A 17,921-nucleotide genomic window follows, 5' to 3' on the forward strand; every position below is an offset into this window, starting at 1 on the left:
CCTCAGTTCCTGATACGCGGATCAAGAAGCGCGTAAGCGAGATCGATCAGCAGGTTCATGAGAAAGATGGCGAGTGCCGTGACGAGGATTGCAGCCAGCACCACGTTGAAGTCGCGCTGCAGGATGGAATCGATCATCAGCTTGCCGACGCCCGGAAAGCCGAAGATGGTTTCGATGATGACGGCGCCATTGAGCAGGCTGGCCGCCTGGTCGCCGATGACGGTGATGACGGGCAGCATGGCATTGCGCAGTGCATGGACGAAGATGATTGGGGTCGATTTCACGCCCTTGGCACGCGCGGTTTTCACGTAAGCGGATGAGAGCGCCGAGATCATCGAACCCCGCACCACCTGCACGATGATGCCGAAAGGCCGGACGAAGAGCACGCCGATCGGCAGGATCCAGTGCCAGATCGACCCAGTCCCCGAGGTGGGCAGCCAGGAGAGGTTCACCGCAAAGATGACGATCGCGACGATCGCCAGCCAGAAATCCGGAACGGAAGCACCGACCAGCGAGACGATCGACGAGAAGCGATCAAAGAAACCACCGGCCCGAAACGCGGCGAGCGAGCCGACAACGATGGCGGCTGCGGTGACGAGGCTCATGGTGATGACGGCAAGCCACAGCGTCCAGACGAAGGCCTCAAGCACCACGTCGAGCGCCGGTCGTGCCTTGCGCAGGGACTCGCCGAGATCGCCGGTCACGACGTCGCCGACATAGCGGCCGAACTGCACCAGCAGCGGATCGTTCAGGCCATGCAGTTCCCGGAACTGGTTCTTCATCTCTTCCGATGCCTCGACCGGCAGGAAGAGCGCTGCCGGATCACCGGTCAGGCGAGAGAGGAAGAAGACCATGACCACCAGACCGATCAGCGAGATCAGACTGGCCACGGCGCGTTTTCGGATGAAGCTCAGCATGGCGTCCTCGAAGAAAACGATGCGGCGGGATCATCCCGCCGCATGACTTGCCTTGGGACGGGCGGCGGCTGCCGCCCGACGATTACTTGATCTTGATCTCGGAGAGCTGGAGCATGGAATTCGTCGCCATCGTTGGCTTGAAGTCCAGGCGCTCGGAGACACGCGAGAAGCCGACCATATGGAAGAGAAGCACATCGGCAACCACATCGTCATGCAGATAGGCGATCAGTTCCGACCAGAGCTTCGCACGCTCGTCACCGACGGCAGCCGACGCACGCTTGATCAGGTCGTCGACCTTGGGATCGGAGAAGCCCGACTGGGTACCTTCAGTCGCATACTTGAAGAACATCGAGAAGGACGGATCACCCTTCGAGTTGTCATGCATGGCTGCAACCAGCTGCGGACCACGGCCTTCAGCGAAAGGCTTCGAGTAATACTGCTCGTGCTCGGCGACTTCGACGAACTTCAGCTCGACCTTCAGACCGACTTCCTGAAGCTGCTGCTGGATCGCTTCCATGATCTCGGTGACGTTCGGGAAGTTGGCGGAGCGGGCGATGATGGTGATTGGCGTATCAACCTTCACGCCATCAGCTTTCGCCTCTTCGATCAGCTTCTTGGCCGCTTCGGGATCATAGGCCGGAACCTTGACGTCCTTGTTCCAGCCGAGTGTCGGCGGGGGCACGATGGCGGTTGCCAGCAGAGCGCTCTCCGGCAGCAGTGTACCGAGGAAGGCCTGGCGATCGATAGCAAGGTTCAAGGCCCGACGGATGCGGACATCGTTCAGCGGTTCGATGTTGTGATCGATGCGCAGATAGACGGTTTCGCTATCGAGATAGGAGAAATCGGTTGCCGGATTGGTCGCCTCGACCTGAGAGATCGACGGCGAAAGATCGGCTTCACCGGCCTGAACCATGGCGGCGCGAACAGCCGGATCAGCACGGAACAGGTAAGTTGCCTCGGTCACCTCGGGCTTCGCGCCCCAATAGTCGTCGCGGCTGGTCAGAACGATCTGCTGGCCGGGTGTCCAGTTGGAAAGCTTGTACGGGCCGGTGCCCACAGGTTCGCGAACGAATTCAAGCGGCGTTTCCTCAGGCACGATGGTCACGAGCGTGAGCAGCAGCGGCAGGATCGGCTGGACCGGATCAGCCTTGAAGTCGATGGTATAGTCGTCGACGACGGTCGGCGTGACGGTCATGCCGCCGAAATAGCGACGGGACTCGCAGGTGTTCTTGTCGCTCATGATGCGGTCGAAGCTGTGCTTCACATCCTTCGCATCGAAACCGGTGCCGTCGGAGAACTTGACGCCTTGGCGCAGATGGAAGCGCCAGCTGCCGTCTGAATTCTGCTCCCACTTCTCGGCAAGGCGCGGCTGAACGCCGGTGCCGCCACGCACATCGAGTTCGGTCAGCGTTTCGCTGACATTTTCCATGATGATGCGGCCGATGTTCGAGCGCGTCGCCATGCAGGGCTCGAGCAGATCGGCCTCTTCGGCGAGCACGACCTTGATCGGGCCGGACCCGGCATAAACAGGCGAAAGGGACGTGCCCATGACCAAGGCACACAGCAAAGCAGTCTTTCTCATTTCCATTCTCCTCCCAGATGAATTCAGTTTGACGTTTTCACGCCTCGCGAGCGCGCAGCCATGAGCGCGGCGAGGCAGATCAGGACCGCACCGACCACGGTGGTCAGAGCGATGGTTTCGTTGAACAGGGCAAAGCCGCCGAAGGCCACGAGTGGCAGCCGCAGAAAATCGACCGGCGCGACGATGCTTGCCGGGGCAAGCGACATGGCATGCGTCATCAGGCCCATGCAGCTGGTACCGACCACGCCCTGCAGGGCGAGCAGCGCAAGCTCCCGGTTGCCCGGCATGGCGAAAAAGGGCACGGCGAGCGCCAGCGAAATCGGCACGGTCAAGAGGAGATTCCAGACGACCAGAGTCGACGTCGTATCACCGCGCGACATGGACTTGAGGATCAGCTGGATGGCGGCTTGCAGAAGCGCGCCACCTAGAGCGAGCCCAACCGCGAGCGTAAATCCCGACGGCGACGGGCCGACAATGACCATGGCACCCGAGAAGCCAACCACGACGGCAAGAAACATCGAAAGACCGGGCCGTTCCCCCAGAAGAACGGCAGCGCCAAGCACAACGAAGATCGGTGACATGAAGGCAATCGCCGTAACGTCCGCGAGCGGGCCCACGCTGAAGGCAGCGAAGAAGGCGACCATCGCGAAAAGCTTGAACAGCGCGCGAACGGCGTGCTGGCCGAGCGTATGCGTCGATTGCAGCACCTGAGGCCGCAGAGCAACGAAGGGCAAGAGCATGAGGACGCCAAACAACGCCCGGAAGAATGCAATCACGAAGGGATGCACGGCACCATCCAGTGCACGCACGATGACGGCATCGGATGCAGCCAGCGCCGCAGCCCCGACTGCGAAGAGCACGGCAGCGGTCACCCGCTCGCTTTTCCCTTCTGCACGCATGCAATCCTCCCGGGCCGACCTCCACGTCGGCATGCATAAAACATCCAACTTCCAGCAATCTTTGTCAAATGATTTCCCAATGTAAAAATATGCAAACGTCAGACATCAAATTTAATCACGTTTTTTCAAAGAGATAAAAATAGAACGGAGATCGAATTCCGCAAATTACAACATAAAAAAACTTGACAACTTTGCGAAAAAAGTCGATCTCGATGGGCAAGAGGAGCGACTTCATGACCCCTGATGATATTGCCCGGCGCATGACCGGCGCGCTTGCCACCATTGATGCCGTACGCACGGAAGCCTATCTTCCGTCTCCGATGGTGCAGAACCATGCATCCTTCCTGCACATGCAGGCGGATGGCAGCCTGATCTGCGCCTGGTTCGGGGGATCACTCGAAGGAAAGTCGGACATTTCGATCTACGCCTCGGTCCTCGCGCAAGGCGCGGACAGCTGGGGCCCACCGCAACGATTGAGCGCCGACCCTGACCATTCCGAGCAGAACCCTGTGCTGTTTGCAGCCCCCGATGGGCGGCTGCTTCTGTTCCACACCTCGCAGCCTTCGGGAAACCAGGACGAGTGCCGGATCCGCATGACCGAGGTCACGACCGACGCCACCAACCCGACCCGATTGACCGCAGCTGAAGGTCACTATCTCGATCTGCCGCGCGGCAGCTTCGTGCGGGCTCCGGTGGTCATCCGGACCGACGGCGCCTGGCTCTTGCCGATCTTTCGCTGCATCCCCCGGCCCGGCCAGAAGTGGAACGGCAGCCATGACACCGCCGCCGTCGGCGTAAGCGAAGATGGCGGGACAAGCTGGCGGCTGGAGGAACTCGATCAGTCGACCGGCTGCGTGCACATGTCGCCCGTCACGCCCGGCGAAAACACGATCGCTGCCTTCTTTCGGCGTCGCCAGGCAGACTTCGTCTACCGGACGGAGAGCGCCGACGAAGGCCGGAGCTGGAGCAATCCGGCACCGACCGACCTGCCGAACAACAATTCCTCCATCGCAGCGATTGCTTTGAACGACGGACGCGTTGCAATCATCTGCAATCCCGTCAATGCCGCGGCCTCCCCGGACCGTCGCACCTCCCTCTACGACGAACTCGGAGAGGAAGACGACAGGCCGGAGGCGGACCCGACCGGGGGTTGCGCCCCCATCTGGGGAGTGCCGCGTGCTCCGGTCACTGTCTGCATCTCAAGCGATGGCGGATTGACCTTCCCGCAACGGATCGTGATTGAGGATGGACCAGGAACCTGTCTGTCGAACGATTCCACCGATGGGCGAAACAAGGAAATGTCCTATCCCTGGCTGCTGGCCGGCCAGGATGGATCGCTCCATATCGCCTACACCTATCACCGACGCGCGATCAAATATGTCCGGCTGGCCCCCGGCTGGGATCGTCCCGAAAACGGAGAATGACATGAGCGGCATAATCGGCATCACCATGGGCGATCCTTGCGGCGTTGGCCCCGAGATCTCGGTCCGCGCCCTGGCCGAGATGACTGCGGAAGATCGTGCGGCCACGCGCATCTACGGCAATCTCGCGACCTTGAATGCAGCGCGGGACGCGCTTGGCCTCACCCTTGATCTCGTGCCGAATGTCGTCGACATCGAGGTGGAAGGCGCGCCACTCCCCTGGGGAACCCTGAGCCCGGTTGCTGGCGACGCAGCGTTTCGCTTCATCGAAAAGGCAGTCCGCGATGCCGAGGCTGGAACGATCGACTGCATCGTGACAGCCCCGATCAACAAGGAAGCCCTGAACCTGGCCGGCCACCATTATGACGGCCACACCGGCATGCTGCGCAGCCTCACCGGCTCGAAAGCCGCCTATATGCTGCTCGCTTCTGAGCGCCTGAAGGTCATCCATGTCTCGACCCATGTCTCGCTGCAGGAAGCGATCCGCCGGGCAACGACCGAGCGCGTGCTGGCCACCATCAAGGCCGGAAATGACCACTTGAAACGCATCGGCTACGACAAACCACGCATCGCGGTCGCCGGCGTCAATCCGCATTGCGGCGAAAATGGTCTCTTCGGCACCGAAGACGATGACCAGATCGCACCGGCAGTCGCGGCCGCACGCGCGGAGGGCATCGACGTCCACGGTCCCATCTCTGCCGATACCGTTTTCCACCGCGCCTATTCCGGCGCTTTTGACCTCGTGGTCGCGCAATATCACGATCAGGGCCACATCCCGATCAAGCTCGTCGCCTTCGATACGGCCGTCAATGTTTCGGTTGAACTGCCGATCGATCGCACCTCCGTGGACCACGGCACGGCCTTCGACATCGCCGGCAAAGGCATCGCCAACCACGGCAACATGAATTCCGCGATCGCCTATGCCCGCAAGCTGGTCGCCGGCAAAGCCAAGCAAGGATGACCTCGATGACCGCATCCATCACCCTTCACCAGCCGCGCCGCCTGATCGTCGGCGCAGGCACGATCGGAGACGTCGGCGGCCTCGTTTCCGACGCCACATCCACGCTGGTCATCGCGACGCCGATCACCGCCGGCTTCATTGAGCGGCTGAAACTGCCCGGCAAGATCGAGATCTTCGATGCGATTCCGGGAGAACCGGACGTGGCCACCCTCGAAGCGGCGCTCACGACTGCTCGCCGGGTGAAGCCGCAGGTCGTTGTCGGCCTTGGCGGCGGCTCGGTCCTTGATGTGGCCAAGCTCGTGGCTGTGCTCTGGGATAGCGAGCAGACGCTGGCCGATGTTGCTGGCCCCAACAAGGTCGCCGGTCGCAATGTCCGCTTGATCCAGGTCGCAACCACAGCCGGAACCGGATCCGAAGCCGGCATTCGTTCTCTCATCACCGATCCGGTCAAGGGCGCGAAGATTGCGGTCGAAAGCCCGCATATGATTGCCGATGTGGCCGTGCTTGACCCGCAACTCACCTTTACCGTTCCGCCCGCCGTCACGGCCGCGACCGGTGTCGATGCCATGGCCCATTGCGTTGAGGCCTTTACCAACAAGCGCGCGCATCCGATGATCGACGGCTTTGCCCGCATGGGTTTCCGCCTCGTTGGCAAATACCTCGCCCGGGCCGTCAAGGATGGATCGGACACCGAGGCCCGCGAAGGCATGATGCTTGCCTCCTATTACGGTGGCATCTGCCTCGGCCCCGTCAACACCGCAGCCGGCCATGCCATCGCCTATCCGCTCGGCACCCGCCTTGGCCTGCCGCATGGGCTGGCCAACGCCATCGTCTTCCCGCACGTGCTCGCCTTCAACCAGCCGGTCGTGCGCGACAAGACAACAGAGGTGGCCGAGGCCCTCGGCTTCGGTGCGAGCTCGCCCGACGCTCTCCTCGAAAATGCCTGCCGTTTCTGCACGGACTTAAACATCGAGATGCAACTCTCCTGCCATGGCGCGAAGGAAGACGACCTGGCAGGTTACGCTGCGGAAGCCCATGCCAATCGTCGCCTGATGGACAACAATCCGGCGGAAATGTCGGTTGCGGATGTGCTGGCTGTCTACAAGGCCGCCTACTGACGGCATTCATCGACGTTGAAGTGGATGACGGACGACGCAGTCCTCTGTCGTTCCCGGACATGGGGCCGGGAACGAGATCCGCTCATTCATCGCTCACCGGCACTAGCGATGCGCTCGCCTGAAAAAGACGGGCACGGGAGCCTGTGAGATGCGCGTGCATCAGCTCTTTCGCGCGCGCTCCTTGTCCCGAAGCGATTGCTTCGGCAATTGCCTCGTGCTCGGCAAAAACCCGCGAAAGGCCAGCATTGTCGCGTTTGACCGAAACACCGTGGAAGCGCATGCCGACCGCGATGTGATCCTTCAAGGCTTCCATGGCGGTTGAGAAATAGGTGTTGTTGGCAGCCCGTGCGATGGCGAGGTGAAACTGAAAATCGGCATCCTCGCGGTGTGCCTGCCTGTTGGTCGCGTCTCGCATCAGCTCCAGCGCTTCGCGGATCGCGGAAAGCGCACCGGGTGTGTGGCGCATGGCGGCAGCTTCGGCGGCGGCCGGCTCCAGCGTCATGCGAAACTCGTAGCAGTTCAGGAGATCGGCCACGTTCTCGAGTTGCCCGAAGCCCAATGGTTGTTTCATGCCGACGGAACGCACGAAACTGCCCGCCCCGCGGCGCGAATAGATCAACCCCTGCTCGCGAAGTCGGCGCAGAGCCTCTCGAACAATCGGCCGCGAAACCTCGAACTCGATCGCCAGATCATGTTCTGTGGGTAGTCGCTCGTCCGACTGGTAGGAGCCTGACTTGATCGCGCGGTGCATGCGCTCAAATACAAGATCCGCCAGGCTCTTTCGTGCAGTTCCGCTTTGCAGTCCCATTGTCAGCCCCTGCCTCCGCCCAGATGTCGCGCAAGCGTTACCAGTGTGTCCGGCCCCCCGAATCCGCCGGATTTGGCTATGATACATTGACTGTCGGCATAGGCCAGCCCGAGCCCCGGCAAGCATTCTCCCTGCAGCCGAAAGGAGTGGATTCCCATGCGCGCAAGAACGGCTTCGGCTGTCGCACCGCCACACAACAGCAAGGTCCGTGCCGTCCGGGTCATATGCGGATGGACACTGGTTGCAAGGTTGTCCGAAACCTCTTCCGAGGAAATGGAAACCGCGCCCTCAGTCGCCTGCACCACGGCAATCTGCGCCGAATTCGATGTGGCCGGCGCCATGACGCCGTTCGGAGCGGGGTGATAGGCAACCGTATCGAGTTGCCGCAATTGCTCCACCTGCTCGACCGTGATCCGATCATGCGAGCCGATGACAAGCAGGCCCGGCCCTTCCGGCGGAGCGACGAACCCGGCCTCGGACTGCCCCGTCATCTGGCGCGCCAGCGCCTCAGCCAGCCCCCGTGCGCCGACGAGAAGATCGACGCCGCCGGCTTCGGCTGTTTCCAATGCGGCCAGCAGGTCATCGTCCTTCAATGTATCGGGAACAGTTGCGCAGGCGGCGTGGTGCCGGAGCACATCGACGATCGAAATCGGGCTGGCAACGCCGAAGCCCTCGACATGACTGTTCCGCACGACCCGGCCGAACGCTGGAATAGCGGGTGCGACCAGGGCTTTTCGATAGGAAATGGCGTCCAGCTCCGGGGAGATGTGGCCCTTCAAGCGGGAATCGATTTTCTTGAACAGGCGAGCATGCAGAGGCAGCTGTTGCACAACATGGCGCATCGACTGAAACGCCTCTTCTGGAGATCGCTCACGTGATGCCAGATTGATCGCGAGAACATCCGGCGACAAGGGCAGCCTCTGGGCGACGGCGGCGGCGTTCAGCACGACCTCTGTATGCAGTCCCCTTGCGGCAAAGGGGGCAGCTGTATCCAGGGCACCTGTGAGATCGTCGGCAACGATGACGAGCACCCGAAATCTCCTTGTTGTTATCTTCTGTATCAAAATATGAACGTATTTTCAGAATGATGCAACAGATCAATAACAAATTTAGCCTGCCGATGTCCTTCTCTGGTCGTGGGAATGAATGAAGGCGAAGCAGCGGGATGAGCATCTTGGCAAAGCCGCGCACGCGCGCCCATTCAGCGAAGCCGAAATTTGGTTGCGATGATGTCAAGCCTTCGCCGATATCGCGCTTTTGCGCAGAGGTGAGGCGATGCACCGTCTGAAGTCCCGAATGTCTGTTATGCCGGCTGGGCGACTTTGATCGGAATGGCGAGCAGATTGGAGATCTGGGCGTGACCCGCCTTGCTGGCTCGGGGGCGGGCGCCTGACGGGCTCGAATGGTAAACCACCTCGCGGCTGTCAGGCTGATAGTCTGGATGCCGGAAGCGGTGTCAATCTGCGTCTTGCCGCAAACCCGTCCGGGCAGCGTCGAGGTTTAGGCTGCTATGGGGAGCCTTATGACGAGCGCAGGGCATCGGCCTGTGACGCCGTCAGGGGCCTCGTCTTCTCGCCGCGCAGCATCAGGAAGAGCTTGGCGGTCTCCTCCAGTTCCTCCATGGCATATTGGGCTTCTTTCAACGTCTTGCCCGCAACGACCGGGCCGTGATTGGCCAGAAGTACGGCATGGCTTTGCACGGCCCTGTCGCGAACGGCCTCCGCGAGAGCCACGTCGCCAGGCGGAAAATAGGGTGCAAGCGGAAGTCGACCGACACGCATCACGTAATAGGCGGTGAGTGGCGGCAGAACATTCTCGGGATCGAGACCATCAAGAATGCTGACAGCCACGGCATGCGTCGAGTGCAGATGGACGACAGCGCCCGAGCTTTCGCGGGCGCAGTACATGCACTGGTGCAGGAAGGCCTCCTTGGTCGGCTTGTCGCCGCCGACATGCACGCCTTCGGCAGAGAACTTTGACAGCCGAGCCGGATCGAGCGATCCCATCGAGGCATTGGTCGGCGTCATCAGCATCTCGCCGCTCGACAGGCGCGCGCTGATATTGCCGGTCGAGCCGAAGGTGAAGCAGCGGTCGAAGAGGGATTTGCCGACTTCGGCGATCTCGTCGCGCAGGCGGGTCTCCTCGGAAAGAACTGATGTCATGACAAGAGGTCCCAGGCCTTGAGGAAGAAATCGGGCGCGCCGAAGTTGCCGGACTTGAGCGCCAGCGCCATCGGCTCTGTCTGCCCGAGGGTCAGCGTCCAGGGCACACCAGGATCGATTTCTGGTCCGATGAACAGTGCAGCGGGCGCCAGCGCCCCGACGACAGCACCGGATGTTTCGCCGCCGGCGACGATCAGGCGCCGGACTCCGGCAGCCTTGAGACCGAGCGCCGTCTCGGCCAGGAAATGCTCGACCAGCGATCCGGCCCTCTCGCGACCGAGGGCAGCTTGGGTGGCCTTAACCTCTTCGGGCTCGGCACTCGAGTAGATCAGCGGTGCCCTTGCCGACTGAGCCAACGCCCACGAAAGAGCCTCCTCGACCTGGAAACGCCCCTCGGCAATCGCAATCGGGTCGAGCTTGAGCGTCGGACCCCCTGCCTCGATAGCGGTGCGGATCTGAGCACGCGTTGCTTCCGAACAGGACCCGGCAAGGATCATCGACCGGCCGGGCGGTGCCGTGAAGGCGGACTGGTCGCCGGCAGGTCGCAGAAGTCCAGCGCGGCGGAAATTTTCTGGCAGGCCAAGCGCGACGCCGGAGCCACCGGTGATCAAGGTCAGTCCTGCTGCAGCCTCGCCGATCACCCTCAGGTCGCTATCCGTCAGCGCATCGACGACCAGGGCTTGCTCGCCCTTGCCACGCGCCGCCGCGAAGGCCTTGGAAACTGCCGATGGCCCCTGGGCGACCGTCTCGCGGGTCACCAACCCCACCTTCAGCTGCGATTGGCCCGCCATCAGGCGAACCAGCGAGCTGTCGGTCATCGGGGTGAGCGGATGATTGCGCATCGGGCTGTCGGACAGCAACTGGTCGCCGACGAAGAGATGGCCCTTGTAGATGGTACGGCCGTTCGCCGGAAAGGCCGGGCAGACGATCGTTAAATCCGTGCCGAGTGCCTTCATCAGCGCCTCGGTCACGGGGCCGATATTGCCGGCCGGACTGGAATCGAAGGTCGAGCAGTATTTGAACAGGATTTGTCGTGCGCCGGCCGACTGCAGGAAGGCGAGCGCCTCAAGCGACATGGCGACAGCTTCAGTGGCCGGGTTGGTGCGCGACTTCAGGGCGACCACGACAGCGTCGGCGTCTGCAAGATCAAGCCCGGCCGGCGGGACGCCGATCGTCTGGATGGTCCGCATGCCCTCCCGCGACAGCATGAGCGCAAGGTCGGTGGCTCCGGTCAGGTCGTCGGCAATGGCGCCCAAAAGCATGGCAGTCTCCGGTAAAGGGGCGGGCGGCGTCAGGCCGTCGCGCCGTCGATGATGGCAAATCCGGTGTCGATGATCTCGGGCACGCTCGGTCGCTCGCCCTGGGACAGAAGTGCTTCGACGGCCGTCTTGCCGATGTTGAAGCGGTTCGAGCGTACGGTTGAGAGCGGTTTCGGCAGGGCCTGGCCGATCTCCAGTCCGTTGAAGCCGAAGAGCGCGAGCCGCTCCGGCACCGGGATCCCGGCGGCCAGGCAATGCATGAAGCCGCCAACCGCCATGTCGTCGTTGGAAAAGATGATCGCATCGGCCATTGCGCCATCGGCCAAGAGCGCAGCCAGCGTATCGCGCCCCGCAATCGTCGAGCTCGGGCCGTCATGAAGCTTCTCGACGGCGAGCGAAAGGCCTGCCTCGGACAGCGCCTCGCATATGCCGTCATAGCGGGCCCGGGCACGCCGGTCGGCCGTCCAGTCGTGACCGACATAGCCGATCCGGCTGTAGCCCCGACGCACAAGATGCTCGGCTGTTGCACGGCCAGCGCGGCGATGGGAAAGGCCCACGGCAAGATCGATCGGCGTATCGTCGATGTCCATCAGTTCGGCGATGCGGATCCGGCTGTTTTCCAGCATCCGGCGCGCAGCGTCTGTGTGTTCGAAGCCGGTTGTGATCAGGGCCGTCGGCTGCCAGGCGAGCAGGGATGAGACGAGTTGCTGCTCCTTGTGGAGGTCGTAGTCGGTCACACCAATCATCGGCTGGAAAGATGTATCGGCGAGAGCGGCATGAATGCCGCGCAGCACTTCGGGAAAAACGATGTTGGAGAGAGAGGGCAGGATGACGCCTATGATCAGCGAGGCCGAGGAGGCGAGGGAGCCCGCCGCTCGATTGGGCACATATCCCAACGTATCGATGGCATCGAGCACGCGCTTGCGGGTCTCCTCCGCAATCGATCCCTTGTTGCGGATGACCCGCGACACGGTGTTCTCGCTGACATTCGCCAGCCGAGCCACATGCGTCAGCGTCGGCGTCTCCGGCTGCATCGTTTCCCTCTCCCCACTGCCGCATTGTTCAGTTTCGCAACGGCGGCACCTGATCATGCAGTTTGCAATGGTGTCACAAACTTTATCTCAGCGCTAACATATTTCGCTTGATCCTGGCTAGAGGATGTGCTTAAAAAATTATGTTAGCGCTGAGATAAGCGCTTTCTGGGAGATTTCACTTCGGGAGGAGTTCACCGTGAGAACCTTTAACAAGGCCGCGCTTGCCGCGTCGGCCGCGATGCTCTGCGCCTTCAGCTTCACTTCGGCCGTCCGTGCCGAGGACACCTATCGTCCGGAGTGCTTCTCTGCAGCACCCGACAATGCCAAGGTCATCACGTACGAAAAGCGCGACGGCCCCTACAAGGTCGCCTTCGTCAACGGCTTTGCCGGCAACGACTGGCGCGTGACCGCCATCCAGGGCGCCAAGGCTTGGGCTGCTCGTCCGGAAAACAAGGCAAAGCTGTCAGAATTCACCGTTGTTTCCGTCGGCAATGACAGCGCTGCCCAGATCGCCGCGATCGACAACTTCATCGCCGCCGGCTACGACGCGATCAGCTTCATCGCTGTCAATCCGACCGCATTTTCGTCCGTCATCAAGCGCGCTGAACAGGCTGGCACCGTGCTCGTTCCCTTCGACAACGTGCTCGACACTGATGCCATCGTGCAGGTGAACGAAAACCAGTTCGAACTCGGCGCGATGAAGGCGGAAGCTGTCGTGCGCGAAATCGAAAAGGCCAAGGGCAAGGTCGAAGGCAGCGTGCTGGAGGTCTCCGGTCTGCCGGGCAATGCAACCGATCGTGACAACCATCTCGGCATGCGTTCCGTGCTCGACAAGCATCCGGGCCTCAAGGTCGTCCAGGTGGTCGGCAACTGGGACGCCGGCACCGTGCAGAAGGTGACTGCAGACGCCATCGCCACCAACGGCAACTTTGACGGCGTCATGGTTCAGGAAGGCACGATTGGTGCACTGAACGCCATGAAGAATGCCGGTCATCCGGTTGTTCCGATCGGTGGCGATGCCGGCAACGGCGCCCGCAAGCTGATCGCCGAAGGCAAGTATCCGGGCGTGACTGCGGCCCAGGCGCCGGTCATGTCCGCCGTCGCACTCGAAGCCGCCGTCTCGCTGCTCGAAGGCAATGCCCTGCCGCAGAAGGTCTTCCTGCCGATCCCGAACAAGGACAATGCTGAGCTGAAGGAAGGTACCGACTACTTCCCGAACCTGCCGGACACGTTCTACACGACGACAGGCTACGCGAACTGCTTCCCGGTCTTCACACCGGAAGAACTGCTCGGCCAGACCCCCGATAACACCTGATCCTCCCAGTCGGACGGCGGTGCCTGATACCTCATAGGGCGCCGCCGCCCGACCCCTACCAGGACATGCCAGAATGACGACAGCTCCACTGATCGAGCTATCGGGGATTTCCAAATCCTATGGGCCGATCCAGGCCCTGAAGACGATCGATTTCTCCGCCCGGCCGGGCTCCGTGCACGCCATTCTTGGCGAAAACGGCGCCGGCAAGTCGACCCTGATGAAACTGCTTTCCGGGGCCATCCAGCCGACGACGGGCGAGATCCGCCTCGAAGGTCGCTCCATCCGGTTTTCCGGAACGCGCCAGGCCTCGGCCGCCGGTATCGTCTGCATGTTCCAGGAGTTGTCGCTGCTGCCGACACTCTCCGTCGGCGACAACATCACTCTTGCCCGCCCGCAGACGCGGCTCGGCTTCATGCTGGCCAGGGCTTATGAAGAAGCACGCGCGGCGCTCGACCTCATTGGTGCCGAGAGCATTTCCCTCGATACGCCGGTTGAAGAACTGTCGCTCGCCGATCGGCAGCGGGTGGAGATCGCCAAGGCGCTCTATCAGAAGCCACGGCTTCTCATCCTTGACGAGGCGACATCTGCACTCGGCGCCTCAGCCGTCGAAAAGGTGTTCACGGTTATTCGCAAGCTGCGCGACGAGGGGTGTTGCATCCTCTTCATTTCCCATCGGTTTCACGAGGTCGAGGCACTCGCCGACACGATCTCGGTCTTCCGTGCCGGGCAGCATGTCCGCACGTTCCCGGCTGGCAGCCTGGACAACCAGAGCATCGTTTCACTGATGATCGGTGAGACCATGGATCGCCTCTTCCCACCGCCACGCCCGGCGGTGTCGGCAAGTCTTGCTCCGCTTCTCTCCGTCAAGGACTTGTCCTTCCCCGGAGAATTGTTCGATGTCAGCTTCACCGTAAGGCCCGGTGAGATCTATGGTCTCGGCGGCCTGGAAGGGCAGGGCCAGCAGCGTGTTCTCGAAGCGATCTTCGGCACGCTGTCGGGCGTCGGTGGCTCCATCGAACTTGCTGGAAAGCCCTACGAGAGCCGCTCGCCGCATCGATCGAAGTCGCCGGATATCGGCATCGCGCTGGTACCCGAGGACCGCAAGACAGAAGGCATGATTCAGCCGCTCTCGATATCCGATAACATGCGGCTTGCCGGCATCGGACTTCACGCAGACGGCGAAGCGCTGGACGCCCGCTGCCTCGCCCTTCTTGAGCGGCTTGAGTTGACCTATGGCCAGCTCTCCGATCCCGTCATGTCGCTGTCGGGTGGCAACCAGCAGAAGGTGCTGCTTGCCAAATGGCTGGCGCTTGGCCCACGCTGCCTGCTGCTGCTCGATCCGACCCGCGGCATCGACGTCAAGACCAAGGCACAGATCTACCGCCTGCTCACCGACCTTGCCGGACAGGGCATCGCCATCGTCATGCAATCGACGGACTATGAGGAGCTTGTGCATCTCTGCGACCGGGTCGCGGTCTTCTATCGCGGCCGGATTGCCCGCGAACTGAGCGGAGGCACGCTGACGCCTGAAAACCTGATTTCAGCGGCCATGGGCCTCAGCACTGCCACACCCGCGCCGGAGACCGTGTCATGACCGCGCTCTACATCCGACGCAACCTGCGCGTCATTGTCCCGACCATCGCCTTCATCGCACTCTTTGTGCTCTACATCGCCACCCATCCGCGCGGTCTTTCCACCTATGTGCTGACGATCTGGTCCAACCAGTCTGCGCTCCTGGTCTTTGCCGCCTTCGCCCAGTTCTTCGTCGTTCTTGTCCGCGGCATCGATCTCTCTGTCGGCGCGGTGGTGGCACTCACCAACGTCACGGCTTCCTTCGTACTGGCCGGCGACGGTGGATCGCTTGTCTTCGGCATGGCTGCCGTGCTCCTGGTCGGCATGGCCTGCGGGCTCTTCACTGGGCTGTTTGTCTGTTTCGGCAACGTGCCGCCGATCGTTGCAACGCTGGCCACAGGGGCCATCTATTCCGGCATCGCGCTTTATCTGCGGCCCACGCCAGGCGGCGGTGTGAATTCGGAACTCTCCGATGCCTTCACCTATGCCATCGGTCCGGTTCCCACCTCGCTTCTGCTGATCATCGCGACAGTGCTGATCATCACCATCGTGCTGCGAAAGACGAGTTTCGGCATGGCGTTGAAGGCGCTCGGGGCAAATGAGCACTCCGCCCAGTTGACCGGCATCAACACGACGTCGATGCGCATCTCGGCCCACGTGCTCGGAGGTCTTATGGCCGGAATGGCCGGCCTTTATGTCTCGATGGTCACCATGACAGGGGATGCCGGCATCGGCCCGACCTATACGCTGAATTCGATCGCAGCGATCGTGCTTGGCGGCGTTTCGCTTGCCGGAGGCATCGGCACGGCAATCGGCGTCGCGGTCGGTGCCATGCTTCTGAAGACCGTCGCTTCACTGATGTTCTTCTCCGGCCTTCCTCCTCTCGCCCAGCCTTTCTTCGAGGGGCTGATCCTTGCGCTCGCGATCGCCTTCGGTTCCATCGGCGTGCTGCGCGTTCGCAACAAACTGAAGTTGTTCGCCCAATGACCGACCGTGCGCTTTCAAGGCCATCCAGGCCGAGCCTACCCGTCGATCCGGCTGTCCTCGTCGTCGCAATCGGCTGCGGTCTTTTGCTCGCCGTAGGCGGGATCATCCTGCCGGCATTTTTGACCGCAGGTTACCTGCTGCAGCAATTGCAGATCGCCTCCTTCCTCGGCATCATCGCCGCCGGCGCCACGCTTGTGATCCTGCTCGGGCATATCGACCTCTCGGTGCCGGCAGCGATTACCTCGATCGCCATCGTGACAACGACGATTGCCGGCTCGCAGGACCCTGCACTGGCCACGCTGGCCATCCCCATCGGCCTCCTCACCGGTGCCCTGATTGGCCTGATCAACGGCATTGGCGTTGCCTTCCTGCGATTGCCGTCAATGGTCTGGACACTGGCGATGAACTCGATGTTGATCGGCTCCGTGGTCTTCTTTACCGGTGGCTTCAAGCCGCGCGGACTTGCCCCTCCGCTCTCCATCACCTTGTCGCTGGAGCGCAGTTTTGGCATCCCCAACGCCTTTCTGTTCTGGCTGGCGGTCATGGTGGCCATGGCTTATCTCCTGCACCGGACCGTCTACGGCAAGTATCTGATTGCCATGGGTAATTCGGAAAGGGCCGTCTACCTCTCCGGTATCCGCGTGCGGCTTGTCACCACGCTCACCTTCGTGGTCGCCGGCGTCTTTACCGCGATCGGCGCGATCCTGCTCGCCGGTTATGCAAACCAGGCCTATCAGGGCATGGGCGACCCCTATATGCTCCCAGTGATTACCGCCGTGGTCATCGGGGGCACGTCGATCATGGGCGGGCAGGGTGGTTATGGTGGCACGATCGTCGGTGCCATCTTCATCACCTTGCTGTCCTCGATCCTCTCGGTGCTGCAGATGCCTGAAGCCTTTCGGCAGATCGTCTTCGGTGCCATCATTCTGGCCATGCTTTTGATCCGTGGCTACAAAAGGAGCTTTCGCTGATGTCTCATCATTCGTCCGTCGCCGTGGTCGGCCTCGGTTCCATGGGCCTCGGTATGGCCCGCTCATTGCTGAGGGCCGGACATGCCGTGCGGGGATATGACATCAGTGCCGACGCCCTGAAAGCGCTCGAGGCGGCCGGCGGCAATGCGTCCAGCAATCCCGGTGATGCTGCGATCAGCGCCGATGTCGCCGTCATCGTGGTGGTGAACGCCGCGCAGACGGAAACGGTGCTCTTCGGCGAAAACGGCGTGGTCGCCGCCATGAAACCGGGTGGCGTCGTGATCGCCTGCGCAACGATCTCGCCGGCCGAAGCGAAGCGCTTTGCCGCCCGTGTCGAGGAAGCTGGCCTGCTTTATGTGGACGGCCCGATCAGTGGCGGCTCGAAAAAGGCCGAAGCCGGACAATTGACCTTCATGGCCTCAGGCTCATCTGATGCTTTCGCTGCCGCCCGTTCGGCGCTCGATGCCATGGCCGGCACGGTCTACGAACTCGGTGACCAGCCGGGCATCGGCTCCTCCTTCAAGATCGTCAACCAGCTGCTGGCCGGCGTGCACATCGCCGCCGCCTGCGAGGCGATCACCTTCGCCAAGAGCATGGATCTCGATATTTCCCGCGTCTTCGACGTCATCACCAAATCTGCCGGCAACAGCTGGATGTTCGAAAACCGCATCCCGCATGTACTGGAAGGAGACTACACGCCGCACAGCGCGGTCGCGATCTTCACCAAGGATCTCGGCATCGTCTCGGATATCGGCCGCCAGTCGAAATTTCCTCTGCCGATCGCCAGTGCAGCGCTTCAGCTCTTCATCATGACCGAAGCCGCCGGCATGGGCCGCGACGACGATAGCTCGGTCGCCCGCCTGCTGGCGAAAGTCGCTGGCCTCAAACTGCCGGGCATGGAGGACGAGGACTGAC

16 protein-coding genes are annotated in these 17,921 nt (G+C 61.9%); 8 read left to right on the top strand and 8 right to left on the bottom strand.

Going from position 1 to position 17,921, the window contains the following annotated elements; genetic code table 11:
• Positions 1-2: 2 nt before the first annotated feature.
• The 3 genes from DMY87_RS16215 to DMY87_RS16225 form a co-directional block, all read right to left on the bottom strand.
• Positions 3-917 carry an ABC transporter permease gene (locus DMY87_RS16215; RefSeq protein WP_110792692.1) on the bottom strand — a complete coding sequence of 305 codons (915 nt, stop codon included), beginning with the start codon at positions 915-917 and terminating at the stop codon, positions 3-5.
• An 82-nt stretch (positions 918-999) separates the two neighbouring features.
• Positions 1,000-2,499, bottom strand: a complete 1,500-nt coding sequence (locus DMY87_RS16220) for an ABC transporter substrate-binding protein (protein ID WP_110792693.1) — start codon at positions 2,497-2,499, stop codon at positions 1,000-1,002.
• 23 nt (positions 2,500-2,522) lie between these two features.
• Positions 2,523-3,398 carry a DMT family transporter gene (locus tag DMY87_RS16225; protein ID WP_110792694.1) on the bottom strand — a complete coding sequence of 292 codons (876 nt, stop codon included), beginning with the start codon at positions 3,396-3,398 and terminating at the stop codon, positions 2,523-2,525.
• A 233-nt stretch (positions 3,399-3,631) separates the two neighbouring features.
• Here DMY87_RS16225 and DMY87_RS16230 point away from each other — a divergent pair, with 233 nt between their 5' ends.
• Genes DMY87_RS16230 through DMY87_RS16240 form a run of 3 tightly spaced genes read left to right on the top strand, consistent with a single transcriptional unit; the run spans position 3,632 to position 6,898 of the window.
• On the top strand, positions 3,632-4,822 hold the full coding sequence (locus DMY87_RS16230) for a sialidase family protein (RefSeq protein WP_110792695.1): 1,191 nt from the start codon (positions 3,632-3,634) through the stop codon (positions 4,820-4,822).
• Position 4,823: 1 nt separating this feature from the next.
• Complete coding sequence (pdxA, locus tag DMY87_RS16235; RefSeq protein ID WP_110792696.1) at positions 4,824-5,780, top strand: 4-hydroxythreonine-4-phosphate dehydrogenase PdxA; 957 nt, start codon at positions 4,824-4,826, stop codon at positions 5,778-5,780.
• On the top strand, positions 5,777-6,898 hold the full coding sequence (locus DMY87_RS16240) for an iron-containing alcohol dehydrogenase (RefSeq protein WP_110792697.1): 1,122 nt from the start codon (positions 5,777-5,779) through the stop codon (positions 6,896-6,898). The genes pdxA and DMY87_RS16240 overlap by 4 nt, the downstream gene beginning before the upstream one ends.
• Before the next feature lie 82 nt (positions 6,899-6,980).
• On the opposite strand, the gene DMY87_RS16245 is transcribed toward DMY87_RS16240, so the two are convergent.
• From DMY87_RS16245 to DMY87_RS16265, 5 genes are all read right to left on the bottom strand, one after another.
• Positions 6,981-7,706: a FadR/GntR family transcriptional regulator gene (locus tag DMY87_RS16245; protein ID WP_110792698.1), complete on the bottom strand. Its 726-nt coding sequence runs from the start codon at positions 7,704-7,706 to the stop codon at positions 6,981-6,983.
• A 2-nt stretch (positions 7,707-7,708) separates the two neighbouring features.
• The gene (locus DMY87_RS16250; RefSeq protein ID WP_110792699.1) at positions 7,709-8,737 is read right to left on the bottom strand and encodes a four-carbon acid sugar kinase family protein; all 1,029 of its coding nucleotides are present in this window, start codon (positions 8,735-8,737) and stop codon (positions 7,709-7,711) included.
• Positions 8,738-9,226: 489 nt separating this feature from the next.
• Entirely contained in the window at positions 9,227-9,868 is a 642-nt protein-coding gene (gene otnC / locus DMY87_RS16255; protein ID WP_110792700.1) for a 3-oxo-tetronate 4-phosphate decarboxylase, read from the bottom strand.
• Positions 9,865-11,130, bottom strand: coding sequence for a 3-oxo-tetronate kinase (gene otnK / locus DMY87_RS16260; RefSeq protein WP_110792701.1), 1,266 nt, complete (start codon positions 11,128-11,130; stop codon positions 9,865-9,867). The genes otnC and otnK overlap by 4 nt, the downstream gene beginning before the upstream one ends.
• 29 nt (positions 11,131-11,159) lie before the next feature.
• Positions 11,160-12,161 (bottom strand): LacI family DNA-binding transcriptional regulator, encoded by a 1,002-nt coding sequence (locus tag DMY87_RS16265; protein WP_110792702.1) that lies wholly within the window; start codon positions 12,159-12,161, stop codon positions 11,160-11,162.
• 196 nt (positions 12,162-12,357) lie between these two features.
• Here DMY87_RS16265 and DMY87_RS16270 point away from each other — a divergent pair, with 196 nt between their 5' ends.
• From DMY87_RS16270 to ltnD, 5 genes are all read left to right on the top strand, one after another.
• Entirely contained in the window at positions 12,358-13,476 is a 1,119-nt protein-coding gene (locus DMY87_RS16270) for a sugar ABC transporter substrate-binding protein (protein ID WP_165826273.1), read from the top strand.
• Positions 13,477-13,549: 73 nt separating this feature from the next.
• Positions 13,550-15,070, top strand: a complete 1,521-nt coding sequence (locus DMY87_RS16275; RefSeq protein ID WP_110792704.1) for a sugar ABC transporter ATP-binding protein — start codon at positions 13,550-13,552, stop codon at positions 15,068-15,070.
• Entirely contained in the window at positions 15,067-16,035 is a 969-nt protein-coding gene (locus DMY87_RS16280) for an ABC transporter permease (protein ID WP_110792705.1), read from the top strand. The genes DMY87_RS16275 and DMY87_RS16280 overlap by 4 nt, the downstream gene beginning before the upstream one ends.
• Positions 16,032-17,006, top strand: coding sequence for an ABC transporter permease (locus tag DMY87_RS16285; RefSeq protein ID WP_110792706.1), 975 nt, complete (start codon positions 16,032-16,034; stop codon positions 17,004-17,006). Before DMY87_RS16280 ends, DMY87_RS16285 begins: the two co-directional genes overlap by 4 nt.
• Positions 17,006-17,920 (top strand): L-threonate dehydrogenase, encoded by a 915-nt coding sequence (gene ltnD / locus DMY87_RS16290; protein WP_110792707.1) that lies wholly within the window; start codon positions 17,006-17,008, stop codon positions 17,918-17,920. The genes DMY87_RS16285 and ltnD overlap by 1 nt, the downstream gene beginning before the upstream one ends.
• Position 17,921: the final 1 nt, after the last annotated feature.

It is taken from the genome of Peteryoungia wuzhouensis (genome assembly GCF_003205195.1).
Taxonomy (GTDB): domain Bacteria; phylum Pseudomonadota; class Alphaproteobacteria; order Rhizobiales; family Rhizobiaceae; genus Allorhizobium; species Allorhizobium wuzhouense.

Excerpts from the sequence above, each read along its gene's own strand:
- ltnD (WP_110792707.1), top strand. The coding sequence starts at position 17,006 with ATGTCTCATCATTCGTCCGTCGCCGTGGTCGGCCTCGGTTCCATGGGC.
- DMY87_RS16240 (WP_110792697.1), top strand. The coding sequence starts at position 5,777 with ATGACCTCGATGACCGCATCCATCACCCTTCACCAGCCGCGCCGCCTG.
- otnK (WP_110792701.1), bottom strand. The coding sequence starts at position 11,130 with ATGCTTTTGGGCGCCATTGCCGACGACCTGACCGGAGCCACCGACCTT.
- DMY87_RS16285 (WP_110792706.1), top strand. The coding sequence starts at position 16,032 with ATGACCGACCGTGCGCTTTCAAGGCCATCCAGGCCGAGCCTACCCGTC.
- DMY87_RS16275 (WP_110792704.1), top strand. The coding sequence starts at position 13,550 with ATGACGACAGCTCCACTGATCGAGCTATCGGGGATTTCCAAATCCTAT.
- otnC (WP_110792700.1), bottom strand. The coding sequence starts at position 9,868 with ATGACATCAGTTCTTTCCGAGGAGACCCGCCTGCGCGACGAGATCGCC.
- DMY87_RS16245 (WP_110792698.1), bottom strand. The coding sequence starts at position 7,706 with ATGGGACTGCAAAGCGGAACTGCACGAAAGAGCCTGGCGGATCTTGTA.
- DMY87_RS16220 (WP_110792693.1), bottom strand. The coding sequence starts at position 2,499 with ATGAGAAAGACTGCTTTGCTGTGTGCCTTGGTCATGGGCACGTCCCTT.
- pdxA (WP_110792696.1), top strand. The coding sequence starts at position 4,824 with ATGAGCGGCATAATCGGCATCACCATGGGCGATCCTTGCGGCGTTGGC.
- DMY87_RS16225 (WP_110792694.1), bottom strand. The coding sequence starts at position 3,398 with ATGCGTGCAGAAGGGAAAAGCGAGCGGGTGACCGCTGCCGTGCTCTTC.
- DMY87_RS16215 (WP_110792692.1), bottom strand. The coding sequence starts at position 917 with ATGCTGAGCTTCATCCGAAAACGCGCCGTGGCCAGTCTGATCTCGCTG.
- DMY87_RS16230 (WP_110792695.1), top strand. The coding sequence starts at position 3,632 with ATGACCCCTGATGATATTGCCCGGCGCATGACCGGCGCGCTTGCCACC.
- DMY87_RS16280 (WP_110792705.1), top strand. The coding sequence starts at position 15,067 with ATGACCGCGCTCTACATCCGACGCAACCTGCGCGTCATTGTCCCGACC.
- DMY87_RS16265 (WP_110792702.1), bottom strand. The coding sequence starts at position 12,161 with ATGCAGCCGGAGACGCCGACGCTGACGCATGTGGCTCGGCTGGCGAAT.